Raw genomic sequence first — 21,879 nt, forward strand, 5'->3', positions numbered from 1 at the left:
CATGGACATCGCACGCTATGCCATCGACCGGCCAGTGATCACATGGCTTCTGGTGCTAGGTTGCCTTTTGGGCGGACTTTGGGGCTACCAGAGCATCGGACGGCTTGAAGACCCGGCCTTCACCTTGCAGGAAGCCGTCGTTGTCACGTCCTGGCCAGGGGCTTCGGCCGAGGAGGTCGAACTGGAGGTGACCGAAGTGCTGGAATCGGCCATCCAGCAGATGCCGCAACTGCGGCGTGTCACATCTGTTTCGGAACCAGGGCTGTCGATTATCAATGTGGTGATCCGTGACACCTATGGCAGCGAGGCGTTGCCGCAGGTCTGGGACGAATTGCGCCGCAAGGTCGGCGATACAGCAGATACGCTGCCACAGGACGCAAGAACGCCCGAAGTCCGCGATGATTTCGGTGATGTCTTCGGTCTTTTCTACGCGGTCACAGCCCCGGGGTTTACCGACCGGCAGGTGCGCACGCTTGCAACAGATCTTCGTCGCGACCTGCTGAGCGTGCCAGGTGTGTCAAAGATCGAGACAGAAGGGCTGCCGTCCGAGACGATCGAGGTTATCGTGGCGCGCGAACGCATGGCAGCACTCGGGATCGGGCCTGACCAGATATTGAATGCGATCCGCGGACAAAATCAGGTCACCGAAACCGGCTCGGTCAGGTTGGACGATCTGTCGCTGCGGATCGCTGTGCCACGCACCATCGGATCGACCGAAGCGCTGGCTGGCCTGCGGGTCGGACGGCCGGGCACGACCGATCAGATCGCACTGATCGACATTGCCACAATCACCCGCACCGAGCAGGACGTGCCCCGGCGGTTGATCCGCCACAATGGACAGGCGGCGTTCACGCTGGCCATTGCCGGAATTGCGACAGAGAATATCGTCGCCGTCGGTGACCGGGTTGAGGCGCGGATCGACCAGTTGCGCGCAGACCTGCCTTTGGGGGTCACGGTCGCGCCGATCTATGCGCAGAACCAGGTGGTCGATCAGGCGGTGGGCGATTTCGTGGTCAACCTCGTCGCCTCTGTTGTCATTGTCGTGCTGGTCTTATGTCTTTTCATGGGGTGGCGTGTCGGGCTGATCGTGGGTGCGACGCTGTTCCTGAATGTCGCGGGCACTGTTGCGTTCATGGCATTGGCCGGAATCGAGATGGAGCGGATCTCGCTGGGTGCTCTGATCATTGCCATGGGTATGCTGGTTGATAATGCCATCGTGGTCGCAGAAGGGGCGCTGACCGGCGTGCAGCGGGGTCGCCGCCCGCGCGATGCGGCCGCTGACGCCTGCCGGCGGACCCAGATCCCGTTGCTGGGCGCTACGGTGATCGGCATCATGGCGTTTTCGGGCATCGGCCTGTCACCGGACGCGACGGGCGAGTTTTTGTTCTCGTTGTTCGCGGTTGTCGGAATATCGCTCCTGCTCAGCTGGGTGCTGGCGGTCACGGTGACGCCGCTGTTCTGTGTCTACCTGATGGACGGGGTCAAACCCATGACCGAAGGGGCCGACCTTTACGCGGGCGGTGTCTATGGCCTTTACCGGCGCATCCTGCGCGGCACATTGCGGTTGCGCTGGCTGGCGCTGATGGCGCTGGTATCGGCGACACTTCTGTCGTTTTGGGGTTTCGGGCAGGTGCGGCAGGCCTTCTTTCCCGATTCAAACACGCCGATGTTCTTTGTGCACTATACGCTGCCGCAGGGCACAGACATCCGCGCCACCGCGCGCGACATGCAGGCGATCGAGGCCGATCTTCTTGCGCGGCCGGGGGTGACAGCAGTCACCGCCTTTGTCGGCGGCGGGGCAAGCCGGTTCATGCTGACCTATGCGCCACCGGACAGCAGTGCGGCCTATGGGCAGTTCATCGTGCGGACCGAAACCATCGCGCAAATCGACCCGCTGATTGCGGCGCTCCGTGAGGAGATACCACAGCAGTTCCCTGCGGCCGCGTTCCGCACACAGCGGCTGGTCTTCGGGCCGGGCGGGGGGGCCAAGATCCGGCTGCGGCTGTCGGGCGCAGACCCCGCGATCCTGCGCAGCCTCGCCAGCGATGTCGAACGGATCTTTGCGCAAAGCGGTGTGCTGATCGACATCCGCAACGACTGGCGCACACAGGAATTGACGCTGGTGCCGCGCGTGGACGAAGACCGCGCGCGTATCGCGGGGCTGACGCGGGGACATGTCGCGCAGGTGCTGGCCTTTGCGACAACCGGCGTGACCGCGACCACGATCCGCGACGGCGATCAGGCGATCCCCGTGCTGCTGCGCCCGCCCCTGCACGAGCGGGCCTCGGCGGGCGGCCTGACCGACCAGCTGATCTGGAGCGAGGCGGCGCAGGCGTTCATTCCGCTCGAGCAAGTCGTGGTCCGGACCGACCTGACCGCGCAAGAGGTGCAGATCCGCCGCCGTGACCGGCTGCGCACGCTGACGGTCGATGCGGACCCCGCAGGCACCCTGACCGCGACCGAAGCACTGGCCGCCGTGCGCGCCGAGGTCGAGGCGATGGAGCTGCCTCCGGGCTACCGGATGGCCTGGGGCGGCGAGGTCGAGGACACCGCCGAAGCCCAAAGCGCGCTGGCCGCATCCCTGCCGCCGGGGGTGCTGGTGATGCTGGTGATCTCGATCCTGCTGTTTGGCAAGCTGCGGCAGCCTGCGATCATGTGGCTGGTGGTGCCGATGGCGGTTTGCGGTGTGGTGGCGGGGCTGCTGCTGACGGGTCTGCCGTTTTCGTTCACAGCGCTGCTGGGGTTGCTGAGCCTGTCGGGGATGCTGATGAAAAACGCCATCGTCCTGCTGGAGGAAATCGACCTGCGCATCGCCGAGGCGGGCGATGGCGGCGACCGGCTGACCAGCCTTGTCGATGCCAGCGTCAGCCGTTTGCGTCCGGTGTTCCTTGCCGCCGCGACGACGATTCTGGGGATGATCCCGCTGCTGTCGGACGCCTTTTTCGCCAGCATGTCGGTGACGATCATGGGCGGGCTGGCCTTTGCCACCGTGCTGACGATGTTCGCCGTACCCGTGCTTTACGCGGTGTTCTTCGGCATCCAGCCGCAGCGCGCCGCCGCAAAACCACCCGCAGAGACCGCCCCGCAGCACCAGTAACCGCCCCCGCGCGCCGCAAGGGGCCGGAGTGCTGGGGGAGTGTTGGGCAAGGGGGGAGAGGCGCGGCCCCTTGCTGCCCTCACCCGTAGGGCGGGGTTCATACCGCAAGTGTAGGACGGAGGGAGAATGGAGCGCTAGCAAATTGTTCCCAGAAGGGTGCCAGTTCGGCGCACCTTTGGGTATGTTTGCTGACGGTTCTGAGAATGATCGCCTTACGCTTGCTGCGGTTCGCTGTTTTTCCTTACAAACTTGAATTTAGGACCATCAAACGATTCGATAAGTGCCAAGGTCGCGTCAATACACTTATCAAGTGTAGTTTCGGCTTCACCTATCGATGACAAAAAATCAGAAAAGTTGCGTTCCAAAACATGATAGCGAGCTTGAGCCTCTATCTCTTTACCTTTGACTATTCTAATTTCATCTTCGTCAAGTATGTCTTTTGTGCTGAGTAGATCAACAATCTCTTGACGTCGTTTCTGCAAGTCGTCGAAATGATCCAACAAGTTAGAGGCGTACTGATCAATATTATTGATTGCATTATATAAATCGAACGCCCCACATACCATCAGTGTCACTCTTGTATCTGAAGAAATTGATGGGAACCGCGAGTGACCCGATAACGGTATTATCCCCAAATACCGAAATTTAGTGCCTACTTCATCAGCTCTTTTTAATTGTCTCTGGCAGTGCGCCTTGACCGCAATCAAATACGATAGAATGTTGTGTAAGGTATCAAAAAGACCATAGAGTTGAGCGAGCTCTTTATTTCGTCGATCAGTCTCTCGTTCACGATATCTACTCTCTGCTTCCATTACTTGACCCGCGAGAGATATGCCACCGCCTATGAGTGCGCCAATCATCGCAGCCAAGAGTGAATTGTTTGGCGTAAAAATAGATCCAAAATGCTCTACGGTCAAAAACACTAGAATGGTGCAACATATTCCAAGGGTCGCACCTAAAGCTACATGCCCCCCCTTCAAGATATTCACCCGATCACCCCCATAAACTCCCGCCATTCGCCCTTGCTCATGCCGGAGGTTTCCTGCGTCACCTCTTCACCCTTGAGCATACGTTTCACGCAGTCAATCGCCTTGCCGGAGAGTGTGGCGCCGCCCATCCGGTAATCCTCGAAGGCGCCATAGGCGGCGGGCACCCAGTCGGCGACGACTTTGCAGATTTCCTCGGCATAGACGCGGATTTCGTATTGCGCGTGGCTGTCGGCGCGCAGGCGCAGGAAGTGGAACAGGTTGTGCAGGTCCACTTTCCAGTACCATTGGGTATAGATATTGGCGGGCAGGTTCATCCGTGCCAGTTCGCGGGCAAGCCCCTGCTGGCCTTCGGTGTCGATCATCTCGGCGTAGTGGTCGTAACACCGCGCGGCGTCGTCTTTCAGATAGGCCAGCACACGCGCGGCCTCTTCGCCTGTCAGCGCCTCGCCGCGGCCTTGGTTGTTGATGACCGATTGCGCGGCCAGATGTTCGGGGGCGGGGATATAGAATTCGCGGTCAAGGATCGAATAGCGCGCGGAATATTCGTTCACGTTCGCGGTCCGGTGCCGAATCCACTGGCGGGCGACGAAGACGGGCAGTTTGACGTGCAGCTTGATCTCGCACATCTCGAAGGGGGTCGAATGCCAGTGCCGCATCAGATAGCGGATCAGCCCTTCGTCGTTCTGCACCGATTTGGTGCCTTTGCCATAGCTGACCCGCGCCGCCTGACAGATCGCGGCATCGTCGCCCATATAATCGATCACCCTGATAAAGCCGTGGTCCAGCACCTGATGCGCCTTGTAAAGATGTGCCTCCATCCCCGGTGCGACAGCGCGCAGGGTCGGTTGCGGATTGGCGCGCAAGGTATCGATTTCGGCCTGCTGGTCGGGGGTGATGGGCATCTGCGTCTCCGGTCTGGGGGATTCTGGTTGAGGCACTATAGGCAAAGCAGTGTTGTGGCAAAACCTCCATAGCAGGGAAACAATGCCCGCGGAGGGCGGGTCAGATGTTGACAGGTGATTAACCACGCCGAATAGTCGCCGCAAAGCTGTAACATTGAGGCGTAAATCATGAAGAATATTGCATATGCTGTGGTGGCGATGGCCGCCCTTACTGCTTGTGACGGTGTCGGTGGCGGTGATAGCGGCCCGGGTGGTCCGGGCGGACCGACCGATCCCGGAACGCCGCCGCCAGTGAACGACGTGCCCGCGCAGATCGCAGGGGACCTGAAGGCCGGAACATTCAATCCTGCCGACGGAGGAACGATGATCGTCCGCATCACGCTGGACGCGGACGTGCTGGATGCTGTTTATACCCGAAACTCGGACTATGACGTACCCGGATACCTTGCATTCACGACGCAGGACGACCCGCTGGATCGGTTTTTCACCGCATTCGGGCGTGAATCCAGCGACGGGTCGGTGCAAGCCGTGCTGGCTGCGGATGGCGGCCAGTTCACCAAGTACTTCGGGGGCGCGACCTATCGTCAGACCAGTGCCTACACCGCCCCGTCCGGAGGTTTGGCCAGCTATGCAGGAGACTATGTCGGCACACTGAACGTCGGCACCCGCGAAGGCACATTGCCATCGACAGCGCCGGCGGAACTGCGGCCACTGCGGTCCTTTCGGGTCAGTGGCCAAGTTTTCCTGAACGCCGATTTCACCGACGGTTCGGTCAATGGTGCTGTCTACAATCGCCGCCTTATGGACGACGCTGACGGACCGCTTGGTACGCCGACACCTATTGAGACGATCTTTCTGATCCCCGCCGCGGTTGCCACGAACGGATCTTTCTCTGGCGTCGTGGAAAACATCGCACAGGACTCGCTGGGAAGCTATGCCGGTATCTTTGGTGGAACGAACGCCTCTTCGGTCGCGGGCGGTATCCGCTTGGAAGGCGACTTCCTGACCGATTTCACAAACGAGGAAGAATACGGAATCTTCGTTCTCGACCGGTGCGGGACAACGCCTACGATCTGCCTAGAGGTGGACCAACTGGGTGAGTAAACTAAAATCCTTCGCGCTGGCGGCCTTCCTTCTGGGATCGGCCGCCAGCGCACAGACCACCTTGGACCTGTCGCTCGACGACGCCCGCGCCATTGCGACGCGGGCTCTTTTTTCGGGCGACAGCGCGCTGGCGCTTGATGTGGCACGCGCGATCCTGACACAGGTGCCCGATGACCGCGCGTCGTTGCTGATCGTCGCGGCAGCAGCACCGCAGCAGGGCGACGCCGCCGAAGGCAGGCGTGCGGGCGCGCGGGCCTTTGCGCTGTCTGGCAGCAATATCGAACGCTACGAGGCGGCCCGCCTGACGGCCCTTGCCGCCGCCAATGAAGAACGGTTCACGCTGGCGACCTTCTGGTTGCGCCGTGCGCTGATCGTGGCGCCCAACGACGCTGAACGCGCACAGACGCGGCAAGACGCGCAGTTCCTGCAACAGCGCAACCCGTGGTCGTTCGACGTATCCGCCTCGCTCGTGCCGTCGTCCAACGTGAACGGTGGTGCGGCAAGCGATCTGGCCTCTGCTCCCGGCAACCCGACCGGCTCGCTGTCGGATGACGCACAGGCGCTGGCGGGCTGGCGGGGGTCGATTGACCTTGGCGTGACGTACAGATTGCAGGAGAATCCGACCAGCCGCACGCTGATCGGGGCGCAATACCAGATGACGCGCATCCGCATCACCGATGATGTCGACGTGCCGGACGAGGCGCTTGCGACCGACAACCTCGGGTTCAACCTGCGCCATGACAGGGTGCTGGAAACGGGCAGTATCGGGGCGCAACTGTCCTATGCCATGGTGGACTATCGCGATCTGGACAGTGTGTCGCTGGAAACCGAAGTGCAGAAGTTTGATGTCTGGCGTCTGGGCATCGACCGGCGTGTGCCCGTCGGCGAGAACGCCGAAGTCACCCTGTCCGTCGGGCGCAGCCTGACCAGCTACGAGCTGGCACGGATCGGCGATGTCGTCAGCACAAGCTTGGGGGCATCGCTGGCCTATCGTTTGCCCAGCACCGACCAGATCCGCGCGACGCTCAGCTTTAGCGATAGCGATGGCGACAATCCGAACTACATTTCCACCGACTGGACGGCGCAACTTGCCTATACTTGGGCAGAGCCTGTTGGCCCGATTGCCCTGAGCGTGAGCGGCGGCATCACCAAGGCGGACTATCCCGAATACAGTCTGCTCTTTCCGGTTGACGGTGGCCGTCAGGACACCACGCTGTTCTATGCGGCCAATATCGGCTTTCCTGATGTCAGCTATGCGGGTTTCACCCCCGTCCTGACGATTTCGGGCAGCAATACCGACAGCAATGTCAGCCGCTTTACGCGTGACACGCTGTCGGCGGGGTTCACCATCCGGTCAGAGTTCTGACGCTTACCATGCGGCGCGGATAGACCGCAGGTTTACCGTCGTGCCTTGCTGGCAGAACGACATTTCGGCCACCTCGCCGGTGATGCGCACGCGGTCACCGGCCTGGAAACCGCCCGTCTGGCCGGTGATCGTGTAAAGCCGTCCGTCATCGCCACGCAGCGCGGTGCAGGTGACACCCTCGCGGGTGATCGTGCCTGTCAGGTCGACGGCGGCGGGTGCCGTGCTATCGCGCAACACGATCTGCGAGGCCGAGATCGTGATACCCTGCTGGCAGATCGACGCGGCGGCGCGTGTGCCTGTGACCTCGACCCTGTCGCCGGGGCGCAGCGGACGGGTGGCGCTGCCAGCAAAGGTATAAAGCCGCCCGTCGTCGCCGCGGAAGGCCTGACAGGTGACACCTTCGTTCGTCACCGTGCCTGTCACGCGCAGCACGTCGGGCACGACTGGCGCTACCGGTTGATGCGGACGCACCCCGACCGAGGAGGGCACCCGCAGCACCATGCCCGAAAAGATCAGGTTGGGATCACGCACACCGGGATTTGCGGCGCGCAACTGTGCTGGCGTCACCCCGCAGCGCCGTGCGATGCCGCTGAACGTATCGCCCGGGCGGACCTGCACGGTCGCACCGCAGCGCGAAAACGCACCCTGCCCCCACTGGCTTGGCACAGGTGTCAGTGCAGGAGGGCGGTGGACAGGCGCCACGGGATTGCGCCCCGGCATCCACACAAGCTGCCCCACGAAAAGCCGGTTCGGCTGCGTGATCTCGGGGTTGGCGGCAAGCAGGGCAGGCACGGTCGTGTCGCAGGCGGTGGCCACGCGCAGCAGCGTGTCTCCGGGCGTGATCCTGATCGCATCACCGCAGGCGGGGTTGGTGGCACTGGCCATCGGGGCAAAGGCAAAGACCCCTGCGGCCAAGGTAGCCATCCCCAGTATCTGCGGCAGACGAGGGGCGCACCGCTTGACGAATGCGCTGTTGGAAAAACCGGCTTTGAGCATGATCATTGACCTTCTTGCAGACACCCAGAACGGGATCGCCTGATTGCTGGCAGCGGCGATCCTCTTTGCAGGATGATGCAATGCCAAGGTCACAAGGTCGGGCAATATCAGCCCGTCGCTAGCCGATAACAACCGCCCTAGTCGATCATCTGCGTCGCAAGCCGCGTGTCGAGCAATTCGTCTTCGACCAGCACATAGATTTCGGCGGGCGGTGTGGACAGCCCGTACACCATGACGCCCGGATCGATCCCCATATCGATCAGATAGCGCATGGTTTCCCCCTGCCCCCGCTGGATATTCTCGACCGCGAAGAACACAGGCATATAGCCGGGCGTTTCGTAGTAATGCTGGTGCAGGCCGACCGCGCCTGTGGCTGACACCCGCCGTTCGACACCGCCCGCCAGCATATAGGGACAGGCCGAAAGGCAGGCCATGCCGGGCAGGATCACCGTATTCAGCGCTTGCGCGCGCAGGGCCGCACCGATCTGCAAGGCTGCGTCCACACTGCCGCCGGGGCTGTTGATCGCGACCGTTTCGGGCACGGTATCGAGCGTATCCAGATAAGCGGTGAACCTTTCGGCATCATCGGGTTCTATCGCGCCGTTCATCATCAAGATCGCCCCGATCTCTGGATCGTCGCGCAGGCTGAATTCAAGCCGCAGCGGCAAGTTGTCGGGCAGGCTGATCCGCGGGTCTGCACCGGGGTTTGTAAAGCGCGGCACAGCCTCGCGCGGGTCATAGCGGCGGGTCTGGTCGCCGGGGGCGACGGGGCCGGTCGGCACGGGCGGGTTGCCTGCAAGATCGAACTGCCAGCGCGTACCCAGATCGCTGGCGATCAGGAAACCGGCAATGACGATCTGCAGGATGAAGACCAGCTTTACCCCCCGTCCGATCGTGAACCCGCCTTCTTTTTGCAGCGCGGGTTCGGTCATTCGGCCGCCGTCTTGTGCGGTTTCAGGACCGGTGGCTCATCGCGCACGCGCCGCAACATTTCGGCATCGGCATCGCCCATCGACGCCTCGACATCCTTCATCGCGCTGATCGCGGCTTTCAGGTCGGCCAAGGTCAGCGTTTCCTCGATGCTCAGCCCGTCGCGACCGTTGCGGATTGCCGCTTGGGTGATGGCAAGAATAAAGACCAGCACACCCGGCAAGAGGTCAATGGCAATGGCCCCCGCCCAAGAAGGCGCGAAATTGCCCGCATAGCGGATCACGGCATCGGCGCGCGAAATCGGGTTGTAGGCCGTTTCCTGCGGCGGCTCCAGCGCCAGCACCTCGGCGGCGGCCTGCCCCAATGTCTGGCTGCGTTGGTCGAGCGCGTCAAGCACCGACCCGATGGTCGAGCTTTGGGCGTCGCGGATCGTGGCGGTCCGTCCGTCAAGTTCGGGCAGCACGACAGATGCAGGCAGATCAGCCGCCGCACGCGCCACAAGCAAAGCCACCGAATACTGGTTGAGGTTGGAAATCACCCCCGCCAGCCGCACGCTTTCCTCGGAAAACGCGACCGATCGCTGATCGACTGGCCCCGGCGCAACCGTCAGGCTGCGCATCCGGCCAAGCATGGCGTTGCCCTGTTCATAGGCCGCTTCGATCAGCGGTTGCTGTTCACCAATCTGGGTCTCGAGGCTTTGCAGTTCCTCGGTCTTCTGGCGCAGGACGCGGTAGACCGCCCCCTCGCCCGCCGTGCCCGACAATTCGCCGGACCTTTCCTGTTCGGCCAGCGCCTCGAACGCCTCGCGCGCGCGGCGGACCTCCTGACGCAGGGCTTGGGCGGACAATGCGATGTTATGCGCCTGTTCCAGTGAGGTCTGGTAGTCGCGCACCGTGGTGTCCAGATGCTGTTCCACGGCCGCTGATCCTGCAAGGGCGGCTGCGTTCAGCCAGCTTGACATCGCGATGATCGCAAGGCTGCCCACGATCATCATCACCGTCAGCCCGATATAGCCCGCCGCGTTGCGCATCGCGGGCAAAAGCCGCAGCATGTAGCTCCAGAACACGAATATCCCGACCGAGACGGCGACTGAATAGGCAACGGCCGCGAAAAAGCTCATCGCGCCGGTGTCCTCCAGCAGCGAGGACACACCAAGATAGGTATAAATGCCCGAGGCGATGGCAAGGATGCCCAAAGCTGCCGGCGTGAACGTATCCAGCCAGAGAATATGCGCCTCAAGCTCCTTGGCGGTGCGCAATCCTTTAGTTTCAGCCGCAGTCAGGCGCCGGTTCTGGTCTGTCATGCATCGCTCCTCTTGCGGTCGTGTTGGTATCATTAACCAAGTCCGGCCGGTCTTCCTATCCTGATCCGTTCAATTCCGCGGCACGGCATGGCCGGTCCAAAACCACGCGACAAACGTTGCCGCCTGCATTAGCCTTGCTACGGCGGGACCCAAGGCGGAACAGGCAGATGCAAAATGACCCCACCACCATCCCCGACCAGATGCTGGCGATCGTCACCACGGGAACCGGCGGATATGAGACACTTGCCTACAAACACGTTCCGACGCCGGTTCCGGGGCCGGAGGACGTGCTGGTCAGGGTGCGTGCAGCGGGCGTGAACACCACAGACATCAACACGCGGCTTGGTTGGTATGCCGCGTCCGTCGATCAGGCAACCTCCGAGACGCGCGCCAAAGATGGGCAAAACGGCGGCTGGAAGAACGCCACACCCTTTCCGCTGATCCAAGGCGCGGATTGCTGCGGCGAGGTCGTCGCGGGTGACGCCGCACTGATCGGGCAGCGCGTTCTTGTCAGGCCCTGCATGCGCGAAAACGGCTTTGACCGCATGGACACGGTCTGGCTTGGCACGGATTTTGACGGCGCCTTCGCGCAATATGTGAAGGTGCCGCAAACCGAGGTCTTTGCGGTCCAAACTGACTGGAGCGATGCCGAACTTGCCACAATCCCCTGCGCCTATGGCACGGCCGAGAACATGATCCACCGCGCTTGTGTCACTGCGGGGATGCGGGTTCTGGTGCCGGGCGCGTCAGGGGGCGTGGGATCGGCGCTGGTCCAGCTGCTCAAGCGGCGGCGGGCGGAGGTCATCGCGGTGACAGGTGCGGCCAAGATCGACGCTGTTCGCAGCCTAGGCGCAGACCGCGTACTGACGCGCGACACGGACCTGTTGGCATCGCTTGGCGCTGAAGCGATCGACGTTGTGATCGACAATGTGGGCGGCGCAGACTTTGGCACGATGCTGCAACTTTTGCGACGCGGAGGGCGCTATGTGACCTCGGGGGCCATCGCAGGGCCGATTGTGCGCCTTGATCTACGGGTCATGTATCTGAAAGACATCACGCTAATCGGCTGCACGGCGTGGGACGCGCCGGTTTTTCCCGACCTGATTTCCTATATCGAACGGGGCGAAATCCGCCCCTTGCTGGCCGCCACCTATCCGCTGCACCGCATCGCGGATGCGCAAAAGGCCTTTCTGGAAAAGCGGCATGTCGGAAAGATCGTACTCGTCCAGCCGTGACGCACATCCTGGCTGGCAGGCATCATCCACGCTATGACTGAACCCGCTTTCAATCGGCAAAGCGGCTTGTGTGCATGGCATTTCGATGGTCTTTCTGGGGCGCGGTTGCTTGGGGCTGGGACGGGAAAGGTATGATTTTATCAGCAGAACGACAGCGCCGGGCGCGCATGTTCGGGATGCCCTCTGCGGTGGGGCTTCTGGTGGCCGCCACGCTGTTTGGCCTGTCGGTCAGTCCTTCGATGGTGCCGCGCGGACCTGAATTGCAAGGGGTGCTGGGCGGCGTTGTCGCAGCCATCGGGTATTGCCTGTGGTGGGCGGCATCCAGCATCGCGGCCTGGCTGGGCCTGTCCTTGCGCGCTCCCCTGCCGCGCTGGGGGCATTGGTTGATCGTCTTTGCAGCCGTGCTTGTCACCGCCATCTGCGCGGTCAAGGCCGTCGACTGGCAAAGCTCGATCCATAGGGCTTGGGGCCTGCCTCCCATCGAGGCCTCTGCCCCCTTGCGGATCATCCTGATTGCAGCTGCGATTTTTGTGTTCTTCCTCTTTGCCGGACGTCTGTTCGCGGGCGTCGCGGCACTTTTGCAGCGCCGCAGCCAGCGGGTTCTTCCGCCGCGCGTGGCCCGCGGCTTGGGTGTCGGCGCGGCCATCCTTCTGTTTGCGGCATTTATCGACGGCGTCGCCTTGCGCGGCGTGCTGCGGGTGATCGACAACGGCGCGCGTCTTGCGGATGCCGTTATTCCGCCAGATGCGGGTCCTCCAGCATCAGCCTTTGTCAGCGGTGGTCCGGCCTCATCGCTGGACTGGCAGGATCTGGGCCGATGGGGCCGGAGTTTCGTGGCGTCGGGGCCAGCCGCGGACGAGATTGCTGCCTTCTGGGGCAGTCCTGCACTGGACCCGATCCGCATCTATGTCGGGCTGAACGCGGCCGACACGCCCGAGGCGCGCGCGCTGCTGGCATTCGACGAACTGCGCAGACTTGGCGGGTTTGACCGGTCCGTACTGGTGATCGCGATGCCGACGGGGTCAGGCTGGCTTGATCCGGGCGGCATGGACACGCTGGATTACATCACGCGCGGCGATGTCGCGACCGTTTCCGTGCAGTATTCCTATCTGCCAAGCCCCGTGTCCGTCGTGGTCGATCCGGCACAAGGTGTCGCCGAGGCGCAAGCCCTCTTCGACCTTGTCTATCGCCACTGGACCGGCTTGCCGCCCCGAACGCGGCCACGGCTTTATCTGCACGGGCTGAGCCTTGGGGCGTTTTTATCGCAGGAAACCGTGCCGCTGCTGGACCTTTATGCCGACCCGATTGCGGGGGCGCTCTGGACCGGGTCCCCTTATCTGAGCGAGCTGTGGCAGATGGTGCAGGCGCGGCGCAATGCGGGCAGTCCCGCCTGGCGGCCCCGCTTTGGGAACGGGTCCCTGATCCGCACGATGAACCAGACCGGCGGGCTTGACAGCTTTGATGCCGGTTGGGGGCCGATGCGGTTCGTGTTTTTGCAATACGGCAGCGACCCGATCGTCTTTTTCGACTGGTCACTGGCATGGAACCGGCCTGACTGGCTGGCCGAGGACCGCGCGCCGGACCTGTCCCCACAGATGCAATGGATACCACTGGTGACGTTGTTTCAGGTCGGGATGGATATGGCCGTGGCATTGGGCACGCTGGGCTACGGGCACGATTATGTGGCGCGCCACTATATTCACGCTTGGGCCGAAACGCTTGCGCCGGACGGCTGGACGCAGGCCGACGAAGACCGCCTGATCGCGCATCTGTCCGCGCTGGTGCCGCGCTAGGATACCACCGGTCTTGGCGCGGCTCAGGTGTGGCTAGTCGTCGAGCTCCGGATGCTTGCCTGTCTTGCGCAGCAAGATCGCTTTCATCTTTCTTACAATCCAGAACGGGTCAGGCATGACCGCCAGAATGACAACCACTGCGATCAGCAGCATCGTTACCAGACCGACCGGCACCATCAGCACCACAAGCGTTCCGACGAAAACAACAACAAACCGCAGCGCGTAAGTGAAGACGAAAAAGTTCATGTCGCTTATTCAACCGCGTTCTTGTTCGGATTGCGGCGGTGATGCTGCAATCCCGTGAATTTTAAGAACGGATCGTGATGCCACTTTATTCCCGACAAAGTGCAAAGCAGGTGAAATAAGCCCCGTTCAACGCAGGCGATATCGTCCGACGCCCCCCCGTCGGTCGTGCGCCAGTCAACCATTGGGATGAATGCGGGCAATTAGACAGTCAGGACGATGGCAAAAGGCAGCACAGGCTGTCATCGCGTGCATTCATTTACAACCATGGATGGACGAACCTATGTCGAAGACGTCAAACAAGCTTATTTCATCGGCCGTGATGGCAGTGGTCTTGGCCGCTTCCGGTGCGGTGATCGTGACACCGCTTGCAAGCAGCGCAGCCTATGCGCAGGGCAATTCCGCTGGCAGGGGAAATTCCGATGAACGTGGTCGTGGCAACGACCGTGAAAGCAGGGCCGACGTGCGATCGGACGCGTCCGGCGCGTCCGAGACACGCGGACGCGGCGCGCTGGCATCCGAACTGAAAGGTTTTAACGCAGCCCATGCGAGCCCGCAGGCACTGGCCAATGCGTCGCCCGACAGCATGCCCGGACGCCTCGCCGCGTTCAGGAACGAGTATGGTGTGGTCTATGATGCGACTGTCGCACTCAACGATGCGACCAAAGCCGTCGAAGACTATCCTGCGTTTTCTTCGGACTTAGAAGAAGGCTCGGACGAATACCTTGCGGCATTGGCGCAATATGAATTGGACTTAGGCGTCTTGCAGACAGCCGTCAGCGACGCGGAACGCGCATTGATCGATGCAAGCGTAGACTACACGGCGGCGTATGCGGCCTTGACGGATGGCGTGCAGCTTTCGGCTGAAGCGCAAGACGAGCTGTTGCGCCTGCTGGGTCTGCGTTGACCGGACGCGGGCCGGTGTTCCCGGCCCGCACCACCCCGCGCCGACCGTCAAGGTCGGGCGAAACGGCCGCGCGAATCTTTCAACCTTTCGGATGAGACAGGTGGTTTCAGCCGGTGGTTTGATTGCACCCACCGACGTCCGATGCGAAACCGCGCTTAGCCGACCCGCTAACGGTTCATGCAGTTTCGTTGCGCAAGCCAGACAGAGGAACAATCCAGTTTGAAAACCTTGTTCACTTTGACGGTCTGCGCCGCGGCTGCATGGACCACACCGGTTGTGGCACATTCAGTGAACGATCCCGCAAACGATGCCGGTTTCGCGGTGGTGCAGGCCCGCACACTGGACGACTTGTTGATTCAACTCCAGTCGGCAGGCTTTTCCATCGATGACATATCCCGCACTTTTCTGGGCAGGATCCGCGTTGTTGCAAGCAATGACACCACAATCCGAGAAGTCGTGATGAGCCGCACAACCGGTGAAATCTTTTCGGATATCAGCCGATCGCGCGCCCCCGGCCCCGCGCAAGCCGGCCAAGTGCTGCCAGACAACAGCGATGCGCGCGAGAACAGCAGCGCGGGCGGCGGTTCCCGTGAGACGGGTTCGGCTGCCAGCGGGGGCCGGTCCGACGGCAATGGCCGTTCCGACAACGCCTCCGGCAGATCCAATTCCGCAAGCGGAGCGCGCGACAACGGTGGTGCGGGCCGATCAAACAGGCCAGACTGAACGAAACGTCTGCGCAGGCCGTGACTTGGCGCGCGCCCAGATTCGGCTGACTGGACTGAAAAATGCTCAATCCCCGTATATTCACCAAATATACCGTCCTTCGCTTGGTGATCCTGGTTGTTCTGCAAAGTCTTTGTGCTGCATTCTTTGTCGTTGAGCTGCTGACAGAGGTGCTGGGCCTGCGGCATTGGGCCGTCAGCTGGGCGACGCGTGAATTTCTTCAAATCGGCGCAAGTGTCGGACTAGTGCTTGGCGCAGTCGCCTCGATCACATTGCTGCGCCAGACCCTGCGCCGTGTCGACACTGTGGAACAGCAGGTCAAGGTGGCATCAGGCCAGTTCGTCGATGTCCTGCAGGACCAGTTCGACGCCTGGGACCTGAGCCCGGCCGAACGCGAAGTGGCGCTGTTCGCGGTCAGAGGCTATTCGAACGCCGAAATCGCCAAGGCCCGCGGCAAGAGCGAGGCGACGATCAAATCGCAGCTAAACGCGATCTTTCGCAAGGCGGATGTTCCGGGCCGCACGGCGCTTGTTTGCCATTTCATCGATGTTGTGCTTGAAAACATGCCTGATCAAGCGCCAAAAGGCGGACCTGACGAAGACCACGTCGGGCAATAGAGCCAAGTCACACATAGCGGCATCCCGCGCGCCATCGCCAGTCACCGCGCGGTTGAGCGTGCAGATGTGGTTGCCTGTCGAGACGCGAAGATGGGACGGTTTGATCTTCATCTTGCACCGCCAGTTGCGGTATGGTTTGCCACCATCACATACCGCCTGCATGCAAGATATGCGCCACCCTCGAAGCCTGCCGGAAAGCGCATCAGCTTCTCTCGCACGTCGTTGTGCAGGGCCCCAGATGGGGCTGGTGTCGTGGCCGAAATCCGCATCCAAAGGGTCGCCGCGCCCTCCCATATCTCGACCATTTCGACCGTCGAAGGCTCGGTAAGCCGGACATCGCCGTCGATATTCGCGTCCAACTCTTGCCTGATCCGGCGGGGATATTGGCTGCTTTTTGTTTTTGCCTGCAGCGGCAGGCCACTGGTGCACGGTATCGAGGTTTCGGGGCTGCGCGCACTACCGCTTGGCTTGCTGCGCCAAGACTGGATACAACCCTTGCGGTTTCATGCGGATTAACGATACTCGTTTTGCATGCGTTCAGTTTATTTTCACAAATGGCTGCGCAAGGTCATTTGCAGTCATACCAAAGGATAAACGAAAAGAGTGACGATTTCATCGGTAAGAATGAAACGCCGAAGCCGGCTGTTTGAGCCGCGCCTGCGCGTAGCACAGGCAGTGCAGGCGGGCGGTGCGGTGCTGGCCATCTGGGCGATAGCTGCGGGCGTTCCTGCGATCTGGTGGCTTTTTGCCCTGACGGTTTATTTTTTGACTTCCTGCCTTGGCATGGCGGTGGGTGTGCACCGCGGTATCTGCCACCGCGCCTTCACGATGAACCGGACGGTGGAACGCCTGTTTTCGGTTTTTGCCGCGATCGGCATGACCGGTAGCCCGCTTGGCTGGGTCGGCAGCCATCGCACGCATCATGCCCATTCCGACACCGATCGCGATCCGCATGCGCCGCATTATCACGGTTGGAAACTGCTGTGGACAGGGCCAGAGCCGGAGGTCGAAGGGTGGCGCATTCGTGATATCCTGCGCGATCCCTTCCAAAGAGCCTTGCACCGCTATTATCTGCTGGTCGTGGGGCTGTGGGCTTTGGTTTTACTTTTGATCGACCCGTTGGCGTTTGTCTTTGGCTTTGTGATTCCGGCCAGTTTGCAAATCACAGTCACCAATCTTTCGACAATTCTGGCGCATGGCCACGGTTACCGTAATTTCGACACACGCGACGATTCCACAAACAACGTCCTGATCGCGATGCTGACCTGGGGCGAAGGATGGCACAACAACCATCATGCCCGCCCGCGCCACTGGTCCATGTCGAAAAAATGGTGGGAAATTGATGTCGCCGGGCTGTGCATCCGCGCCCTGACCGCAGTGGGCTTGATCAGCCGAGCGAGTTTCAACGAACCTATCTGATGTTGGGCTTTGCTGGATCGTGGCGTGGTCCTGTGCGCCGCGCCATTGCGTTACAGGGTCGCGGCGTCGGGTGTCGGACGGGCAGGAGAGTTCGATGATCCAACGCAACATTGCCCTGGACCATGTGTCGGGCTGGACTGCGCAGGCTTTGATCAAGACGGCACTGGCGATGCCCTATCGACAGCGCGTGCGGTTCTTCGGCCGGATCATGTCCTGGCCGGTTGGTCCGCTTGCCGGTTACGAAAAGCGGATCCGCGAAAACCTTGCCCTCGTAATGCCCGACATCACCGAAACAAAAGTGCCGCAACTCTGCCGAGGCGTGCTGGACAACATCGGGCGCACCTTCATCGAAAACTATTCCCATAAGGAGTTCTTCCCGCTTTGCGCAGCCCTGCCGCTCGCTGGTCCGGGCTGGGACGCCATCGTCGCGGCCAAGCAGGCTGGACGGCCCGTTGTCTATTTCACGGGTCATTTCGGCAATTACCAGGCCGCGCGCGTGGCCTTGCGCGCCCGAGGCTACCTGATGGGGGTCAACTACCGCCCCTTTCACAATCCACATCACGAGCGGCAACACCGTGCCGCACTGGACGCGCTTGGCCCGACGTTTTCAACCGGGCGGACAGGCACGGCCGACATGGTCCGGTATCTGCAAGATGGCAACAGCATTGCCCTTATGGCAGATCAGCATGTCGAAACCGGAGAAAGGCTCCGCTTTTTTGGGCGACCCGCAGCGACATCGACAGCTGTTGCACGCCTCGCGCTGCGGTACGATGCGCCATTGGTGCCGGTCTATGGCGTAAGGCGGCCCGACGGTCTCAGCTTCGATCTGGTTTTCGAAGCCCCGGTGCCTATCGATGAACCCGATGTGATGACACAGGCGCTCAACGATAGTCTCGAAGCGATGATCCGGCGGCATCCCGAGCAATGGATGTGGACACACCGACGCTGGAAACTTGTTTGAGCCGCTGATTGACGGACATGACGGCCCAGCGGCTGTCCATGACGCATGAGGGTCACAGTCGTGTCGCATAATCGGCCAAGTGTCTCGCAATATTGTTGCAATACCGGATGTCGACAATCAGCATCGGCTTGACCACTTACAGGCATCGGCCTAAAGCGTAAATTATGGTGAGGAAACAATGATGAAGCCGATTTGGACGCTCGCTTTTGCATATGCATGGCTTCTTGGGACACCTGCGCATGCCTAATTGGACCCGGTAACGGGAAGCTTTCTTCTACAGGCCATCGTTGGTGGCGTCGCGTCGGCCATGATCGCGATCCGCCGCGTCCGCGAAAAGATTATTTCCCTGGTCGGTATTCGGAAGATCGGTGATGAAGAGACAAAAGTGTCAGAGGACCGTCCGAACGTATGAATGGCCCTGTCAGGGATACGGGTTCGTTCCGTGACCCTTCCGGATATGTCTTTACCGAGGGCGATCGCGTTCTGAGGGCAGTGATGCCAGCAGGTGCCGCATGCTTTCTGGCCGCACATGACACTGGCGTGCTGCATGCTTTGGAAGCGAAGGGTCTTTTGATCTCTTCAAAAAAGATCGATGCCGACGACGCGATGCTTGCAAGATGTACCGGCGCAAGAGGCGATGCCGCGGTCGCTCTTTTTGAACACCCCAGAATTCCTTTTCTGACCTATCCTTATGAGTGGTGCTTTGCGCAACTCAAGGATGCTGCAATCGCGCATCTCAATTTGCAACTACTTGCACTGGAACATGGCTACGAACTCTCGGACGCAACCGCCTATAACATGCAGTTTGTCGATGGTCGTCCGATACACATCGACCCGATGTCGGTCAGACCATATGTCGAAGGCGCCCATTGGGCAGGGTATAACCAGTTCTGTCGGCAATTCCTGCTGCCGCTTCTCATCGAGGCCTGGGCCGGGCTTTCATTTCAGGCGCTCTATCGGGGGTCGATCAACGGCATTTCGTTCGATGATGCTCTGGCCATCCTGCCACGGCGAAAGCTGTTCTCGTCCGTGAGCGGCTTTATGCATGTCTATCTGCACGGTCGCGCTGTCGCGGCAAGGTCGTCGGCTTCAAAGCTGGACAAGGCTCCGGTAAAGAAGCTGCCCAAGACCCAGTACGTCGCGATCCTTGCGCAGCTCAAGGATTTTGTCGGAACGCTTGAGACCAGAAAGCGGCTCGCCAGCTATTGGAAAACTTACGCCGAAATCAACAGCTACTCGGACCAGATGCGCGAACGCAAGCTGGCGTTTGTGCAGGATTGGGCGTCACAAGAGAAACCATCGCTCATCTGGGATATCGGCGGAAATACCGGTGACTTCTCGCTGGCTGCCATCAAGGGCGGGGCCAGTGCGGCGGTCATTCTGGACGGTGATATCGACTCGATCGAGCGTGCGTATCGGCTGCGCGCCAAAAAGGGTGCGCCTTTGCTTCCGGTTCTGATGAACATCTCCGATCCCACGCCCAACCTTGGCTGGCGTCAGTCAGAACGCAAGGGGTTGAACGAACGGGCACCTGCGGACGGGCTGATCGCTTTGGCCATTATCCATCACATGTGCATCGGCACGAACCTTCCTTTGGCGGAAGCTATCCGGTGGTTGTTGCAACTTGCCCCAGTGGGCATCGTGGAATTCGTGCCGAAGGACGACCCGATGGTGCGACAACTGCTGGCCGTCAGAGAAGATGTTTTCGACGACTACAGAGAAGACGTGTTTCTCGCCACCATCGCGGAGACACATGAAATCACGAAGCAGCACAGGTTTGCTGAAAACAACAGATTGCTTGTTTCGTACAGGCGCAGACAATGACGCCGACGCGTTTGCGGATACTGGCCTTTTGCGGTGTCTTGATCGCGATCTTTCTTCCGCACCTGACGGATTTCAACTATGGTTTCGGCTCTTATGAAATGGTTGCCATCACCATCGGCTGCCTGATCACGGGCAGCATTCTGGGGGCGGCTTTTCGCAATCAGCTCTTGTTCGGGTTCGCGCTCGGATATCTCGTCTACTTCTTCATCGACAGTTACTTCCTTGAACCTCAATGGGGTCTCGCATGTCTTGTGGTCACATTCTTGCTGACCCCTGTTCTGGTCAGACAGATGCCCTACGGTGTCCCGCTGGCCGTTTCTGTTTTTGGTTTTGTCTTCGGTTTTCCATCATTTTTCGCCACAAGCGATCCGATGCTGGTCACCAGAGCCGCCGCCGTCGAAGTAGCCGCGACCGACAGACCGGATTTCGCCTATCTGCATATCATCCTTGACGAACAGCTATCGCCGATCGTTGATCACCCCACGATGCCGCGCGTCGCAGGTCGCGAAGAGGTCATTGATACTTATCTCGATCACGGCTTTCTTCTCTACGGCCGTGCGGATTCCGAGGCGCAACAGACATTCGAGGCTGTCTCTTCCATTTTCGGCCTGACCGCAGACATCACCAACTATGTCGAGCAGCCAGAGCCGGACCCCTATTTCTATCACGTTGCGGACAATCGGCTTGTTCAGCGGCTCTTGGACTCGGGCTTTGCGCCCACAGTCATCGGCTCGGACTATCTGCGCCTTTGTGGTGATGATCCCCGCGTGACCTGCCATAGATATACCATGCAAGACATGATGAGCGGGGCAGCACTTCTGGGATGGCAACCTCTCAAGCGACTGCAATACGCTTTGATCACTATCGACAATGATTTCAAATGGGGCAGTCGCCGTGTGTTGGGCTATCGCGGTTACGCGTTTCATCTGGCAAGGTTGGCGGGCTGGCGGGACGAGCCACATCAGCCGATCATGCCGCCTTTGACAAACTTGACGATCCTTGAAGATCTTTCGACGTCAGTCGCCGACCTCGCACCGGGCGACGCGCTTATCGCGCATCTTCTTGTACCTCATCGCCCGTTCCTTTTTGACCGGGACTGCAATTTCAAAGAGATTGCGGACTGGAGATACCCTTTGTATCCCGAAAGGACCGAGATTGACGCATCGGCCTATGAAGCGTTCTGGGATCAGTCCATTTGCACCCACCGCCGGCTGGCAGACCTGTTTCAGGCGATTGAAGGTCGCAGTGATCTGGTCGTGATCGTCCACGGCGACCACGGTTCGCGCATTCTGAGCGGGACATCGTTGAGTACCCATGTTGACAGCAGGGCTACTTTCCTTGCTGTCAGGGCACCCGGTTTTGCGCCGGGCCTCGAATCTTCGACCGTACCGCTGCAGGCCACTTTCGCTGAAATCTTCCAGTCAGTTTTTCCGCCGGTCCAAGGTAACTGATGCTGTGGCGCACTTTGCG

19 protein-coding genes are annotated in these 21,879 nt (G+C 60.6%); 13 read left to right on the forward strand and 6 right to left on the reverse strand.

The window, feature by feature from the left end; translation table 11 throughout:
* The first annotated feature begins 1 nt into the window (after window position 1).
* On the forward strand, window positions 2–3,097 hold the full coding sequence (locus VCK47_RS05785; protein WP_322889760.1) for an efflux RND transporter permease subunit: 3,096 nt from the start codon (window positions 2–4) through the stop codon (window positions 3,095–3,097).
* A 212-nt stretch (window positions 3,098–3,309) separates the two neighbouring features.
* Here the strand turns inward: VCK47_RS05785 and VCK47_RS05790 are convergent, their stop codons facing one another.
* Window positions 3,310–4,113 (reverse strand): hypothetical protein, encoded by an 804-nt coding sequence (locus VCK47_RS05790; protein WP_322892269.1) that lies wholly within the window; start codon window positions 4,111–4,113, stop codon window positions 3,310–3,312.
* Window positions 4,083–4,988, reverse strand: a complete 906-nt coding sequence (gene thyX, locus VCK47_RS05795; protein WP_322889762.1) for an FAD-dependent thymidylate synthase — start codon at window positions 4,986–4,988, stop codon at window positions 4,083–4,085. The genes VCK47_RS05790 and thyX overlap by 31 nt, the downstream gene beginning before the upstream one ends.
* A 168-nt stretch (window positions 4,989–5,156) precedes the next feature.
* On the opposite strand from thyX, the gene VCK47_RS05800 reads away from it, so the two are divergent.
* The gene (locus tag VCK47_RS05800) at window positions 5,157–6,092 is read left to right on the forward strand and encodes a thymidylate synthase (protein ID WP_322889763.1); all 936 of its coding nucleotides are present in this window, start codon (window positions 5,157–5,159) and stop codon (window positions 6,090–6,092) included.
* Complete coding sequence (locus VCK47_RS05805; RefSeq protein WP_322889764.1) at window positions 6,085–7,458, forward strand: surface lipoprotein assembly modifier; 1,374 nt, start codon at window positions 6,085–6,087, stop codon at window positions 7,456–7,458. The genes VCK47_RS05800 and VCK47_RS05805 overlap by 8 nt, the downstream gene beginning before the upstream one ends.
* 3 nt (window positions 7,459–7,461) lie before the next feature.
* Here VCK47_RS05805 and VCK47_RS05810 read toward each other — a convergent pair whose 3' ends face one another.
* The 3 genes from VCK47_RS05810 to VCK47_RS05820 form a co-directional block, all read right to left on the reverse strand.
* Window positions 7,462–8,460 (reverse strand): LysM peptidoglycan-binding domain-containing protein, encoded by a 999-nt coding sequence (locus VCK47_RS05810; protein WP_322889765.1) that lies wholly within the window; start codon window positions 8,458–8,460, stop codon window positions 7,462–7,464.
* 131 nt (window positions 8,461–8,591) lie between these two features.
* Window positions 8,592–9,386, reverse strand: coding sequence for an ATP-dependent Clp protease proteolytic subunit (locus tag VCK47_RS05815; RefSeq protein WP_322889766.1), 795 nt, complete (start codon window positions 9,384–9,386; stop codon window positions 8,592–8,594).
* A complete protein-coding gene (locus VCK47_RS05820) occupies window positions 9,383–10,687 on the reverse strand; it encodes a hypothetical protein (protein WP_322889767.1) in 1,305 nt (434 codons plus the stop codon). Before VCK47_RS05820 ends, VCK47_RS05815 begins: the two co-directional genes overlap by 4 nt.
* Before the next feature lie 167 nt (window positions 10,688–10,854).
* Between VCK47_RS05820 and VCK47_RS05825 the strand changes: the two genes are divergently transcribed.
* Together VCK47_RS05825 and VCK47_RS05830 are read left to right on the forward strand one after the other, a co-directional pair.
* Window positions 10,855–11,922: an alcohol dehydrogenase family protein gene (locus VCK47_RS05825; protein WP_322889768.1), complete on the forward strand. Its 1,068-nt coding sequence runs from the start codon at window positions 10,855–10,857 to the stop codon at window positions 11,920–11,922.
* A gap of 131 nt (window positions 11,923–12,053) precedes the next feature.
* On the forward strand, window positions 12,054–13,715 hold the full coding sequence (locus VCK47_RS05830) for an alpha/beta hydrolase (RefSeq protein WP_322889769.1): 1,662 nt from the start codon (window positions 12,054–12,056) through the stop codon (window positions 13,713–13,715).
* 33 nt (window positions 13,716–13,748) lie between these two features.
* Here the strand turns inward: VCK47_RS05830 and VCK47_RS05835 are convergent, their stop codons facing one another.
* Window positions 13,749–13,961 carry a hypothetical protein gene (locus VCK47_RS05835; protein WP_322889770.1) on the reverse strand — a complete coding sequence of 71 codons (213 nt, stop codon included), beginning with the start codon at window positions 13,959–13,961 and terminating at the stop codon, window positions 13,749–13,751.
* Between the two features lie 268 nt (window positions 13,962–14,229).
* On the opposite strand from VCK47_RS05835, the gene VCK47_RS05840 reads away from it, so the two are divergent.
* The 8 genes from VCK47_RS05840 (at window position 14,230) to VCK47_RS05875 (ending at window position 21,860) form a co-directional block, all read left to right on the forward strand.
* Window positions 14,230–14,865: a hypothetical protein gene (locus tag VCK47_RS05840; protein WP_322889771.1), complete on the forward strand. Its 636-nt coding sequence runs from the start codon at window positions 14,230–14,232 to the stop codon at window positions 14,863–14,865.
* A 219-nt stretch (window positions 14,866–15,084) separates the two neighbouring features.
* The gene (locus tag VCK47_RS05845) at window positions 15,085–15,588 is read left to right on the forward strand and encodes a hypothetical protein (RefSeq protein WP_322889772.1); all 504 of its coding nucleotides are present in this window, start codon (window positions 15,085–15,087) and stop codon (window positions 15,586–15,588) included.
* 62 nt (window positions 15,589–15,650) lie between these two features.
* Window positions 15,651–16,205, forward strand: a complete 555-nt coding sequence (locus VCK47_RS05850; RefSeq protein ID WP_322889773.1) for a helix-turn-helix transcriptional regulator — start codon at window positions 15,651–15,653, stop codon at window positions 16,203–16,205.
* A gap of 252 nt (window positions 16,206–16,457) precedes the next feature.
* Window positions 16,458–16,721 (forward strand): hypothetical protein, encoded by a 264-nt coding sequence (locus VCK47_RS05855; protein ID WP_322889774.1) that lies wholly within the window; start codon window positions 16,458–16,460, stop codon window positions 16,719–16,721.
* Window positions 16,722–16,829: 108 nt separating this feature from the next.
* A complete protein-coding gene (locus tag VCK47_RS05860; RefSeq protein ID WP_322889775.1) occupies window positions 16,830–17,624 on the forward strand; it encodes an acyl-CoA desaturase in 795 nt (264 codons plus the stop codon).
* A 94-nt stretch (window positions 17,625–17,718) separates the two neighbouring features.
* A complete protein-coding gene (locus VCK47_RS05865; RefSeq protein ID WP_322889776.1) occupies window positions 17,719–18,585 on the forward strand; it encodes a lauroyl acyltransferase in 867 nt (288 codons plus the stop codon).
* A gap of 408 nt (window positions 18,586–18,993) precedes the next feature.
* Window positions 18,994–20,409: a hypothetical protein gene (locus tag VCK47_RS05870; protein ID WP_322889777.1), complete on the forward strand. Its 1,416-nt coding sequence runs from the start codon at window positions 18,994–18,996 to the stop codon at window positions 20,407–20,409.
* On the forward strand, window positions 20,406–21,860 hold the full coding sequence (locus tag VCK47_RS05875; RefSeq protein WP_322889778.1) for a hypothetical protein: 1,455 nt from the start codon (window positions 20,406–20,408) through the stop codon (window positions 21,858–21,860). Before VCK47_RS05870 ends, VCK47_RS05875 begins: the two co-directional genes overlap by 4 nt.
* The last annotated feature ends 19 nt before the right edge of the window (window positions 21,861–21,879 follow it).

Origin of the sequence: Yoonia sp. 72 (assembly GCF_034652275.1) — a bacterium.
Classification (GTDB): Bacteria; Pseudomonadota; Alphaproteobacteria; order Rhodobacterales; family Rhodobacteraceae; genus Yoonia.

Excerpts from the sequence above, each read along its gene's own strand:
- VCK47_RS05785 (WP_322889760.1), top strand. The coding sequence starts at position 2 with ATGGACATCGCACGCTATGCCATCGACCGGCCAGTGATCACATGGCTT.
- VCK47_RS05790 (WP_322892269.1), bottom strand. The coding sequence starts at position 4,113 with ATGGCGGGAGTTTATGGGGGTGATCGGGTGAATATCTTGAAGGGGGGG.
- thyX (WP_322889762.1), bottom strand. The coding sequence starts at position 4,988 with ATGCCCATCACCCCCGACCAGCAGGCCGAAATCGATACCTTGCGCGCC.
- VCK47_RS05800 (WP_322889763.1), top strand. The coding sequence starts at position 5,157 with ATGAAGAATATTGCATATGCTGTGGTGGCGATGGCCGCCCTTACTGCT.
- VCK47_RS05810 (WP_322889765.1), bottom strand. The coding sequence starts at position 8,460 with ATGATCATGCTCAAAGCCGGTTTTTCCAACAGCGCATTCGTCAAGCGG.
- VCK47_RS05815 (WP_322889766.1), bottom strand. The coding sequence starts at position 9,386 with ATGACCGAACCCGCGCTGCAAAAAGAAGGCGGGTTCACGATCGGACGG.
- VCK47_RS05820 (WP_322889767.1), bottom strand. The coding sequence starts at position 10,687 with ATGACAGACCAGAACCGGCGCCTGACTGCGGCTGAAACTAAAGGATTG.
- VCK47_RS05825 (WP_322889768.1), top strand. The coding sequence starts at position 10,855 with ATGCAAAATGACCCCACCACCATCCCCGACCAGATGCTGGCGATCGTC.
- VCK47_RS05830 (WP_322889769.1), top strand. The coding sequence starts at position 12,054 with ATGATTTTATCAGCAGAACGACAGCGCCGGGCGCGCATGTTCGGGATG.
- VCK47_RS05835 (WP_322889770.1), bottom strand. The coding sequence starts at position 13,961 with ATGAACTTTTTCGTCTTCACTTACGCGCTGCGGTTTGTTGTTGTTTTC.
- VCK47_RS05840 (WP_322889771.1), top strand. The coding sequence starts at position 14,230 with ATGGACGAACCTATGTCGAAGACGTCAAACAAGCTTATTTCATCGGCC.
- VCK47_RS05850 (WP_322889773.1), top strand. The coding sequence starts at position 15,651 with ATGCTCAATCCCCGTATATTCACCAAATATACCGTCCTTCGCTTGGTG.
- VCK47_RS05860 (WP_322889775.1), top strand. The coding sequence starts at position 16,830 with ATGAAACGCCGAAGCCGGCTGTTTGAGCCGCGCCTGCGCGTAGCACAG.
- VCK47_RS05865 (WP_322889776.1), top strand. The coding sequence starts at position 17,719 with ATGATCCAACGCAACATTGCCCTGGACCATGTGTCGGGCTGGACTGCG.
- VCK47_RS05870 (WP_322889777.1), top strand. The coding sequence starts at position 18,994 with ATGAATGGCCCTGTCAGGGATACGGGTTCGTTCCGTGACCCTTCCGGA.
- VCK47_RS05875 (WP_322889778.1), top strand. The coding sequence starts at position 20,406 with ATGACGCCGACGCGTTTGCGGATACTGGCCTTTTGCGGTGTCTTGATC.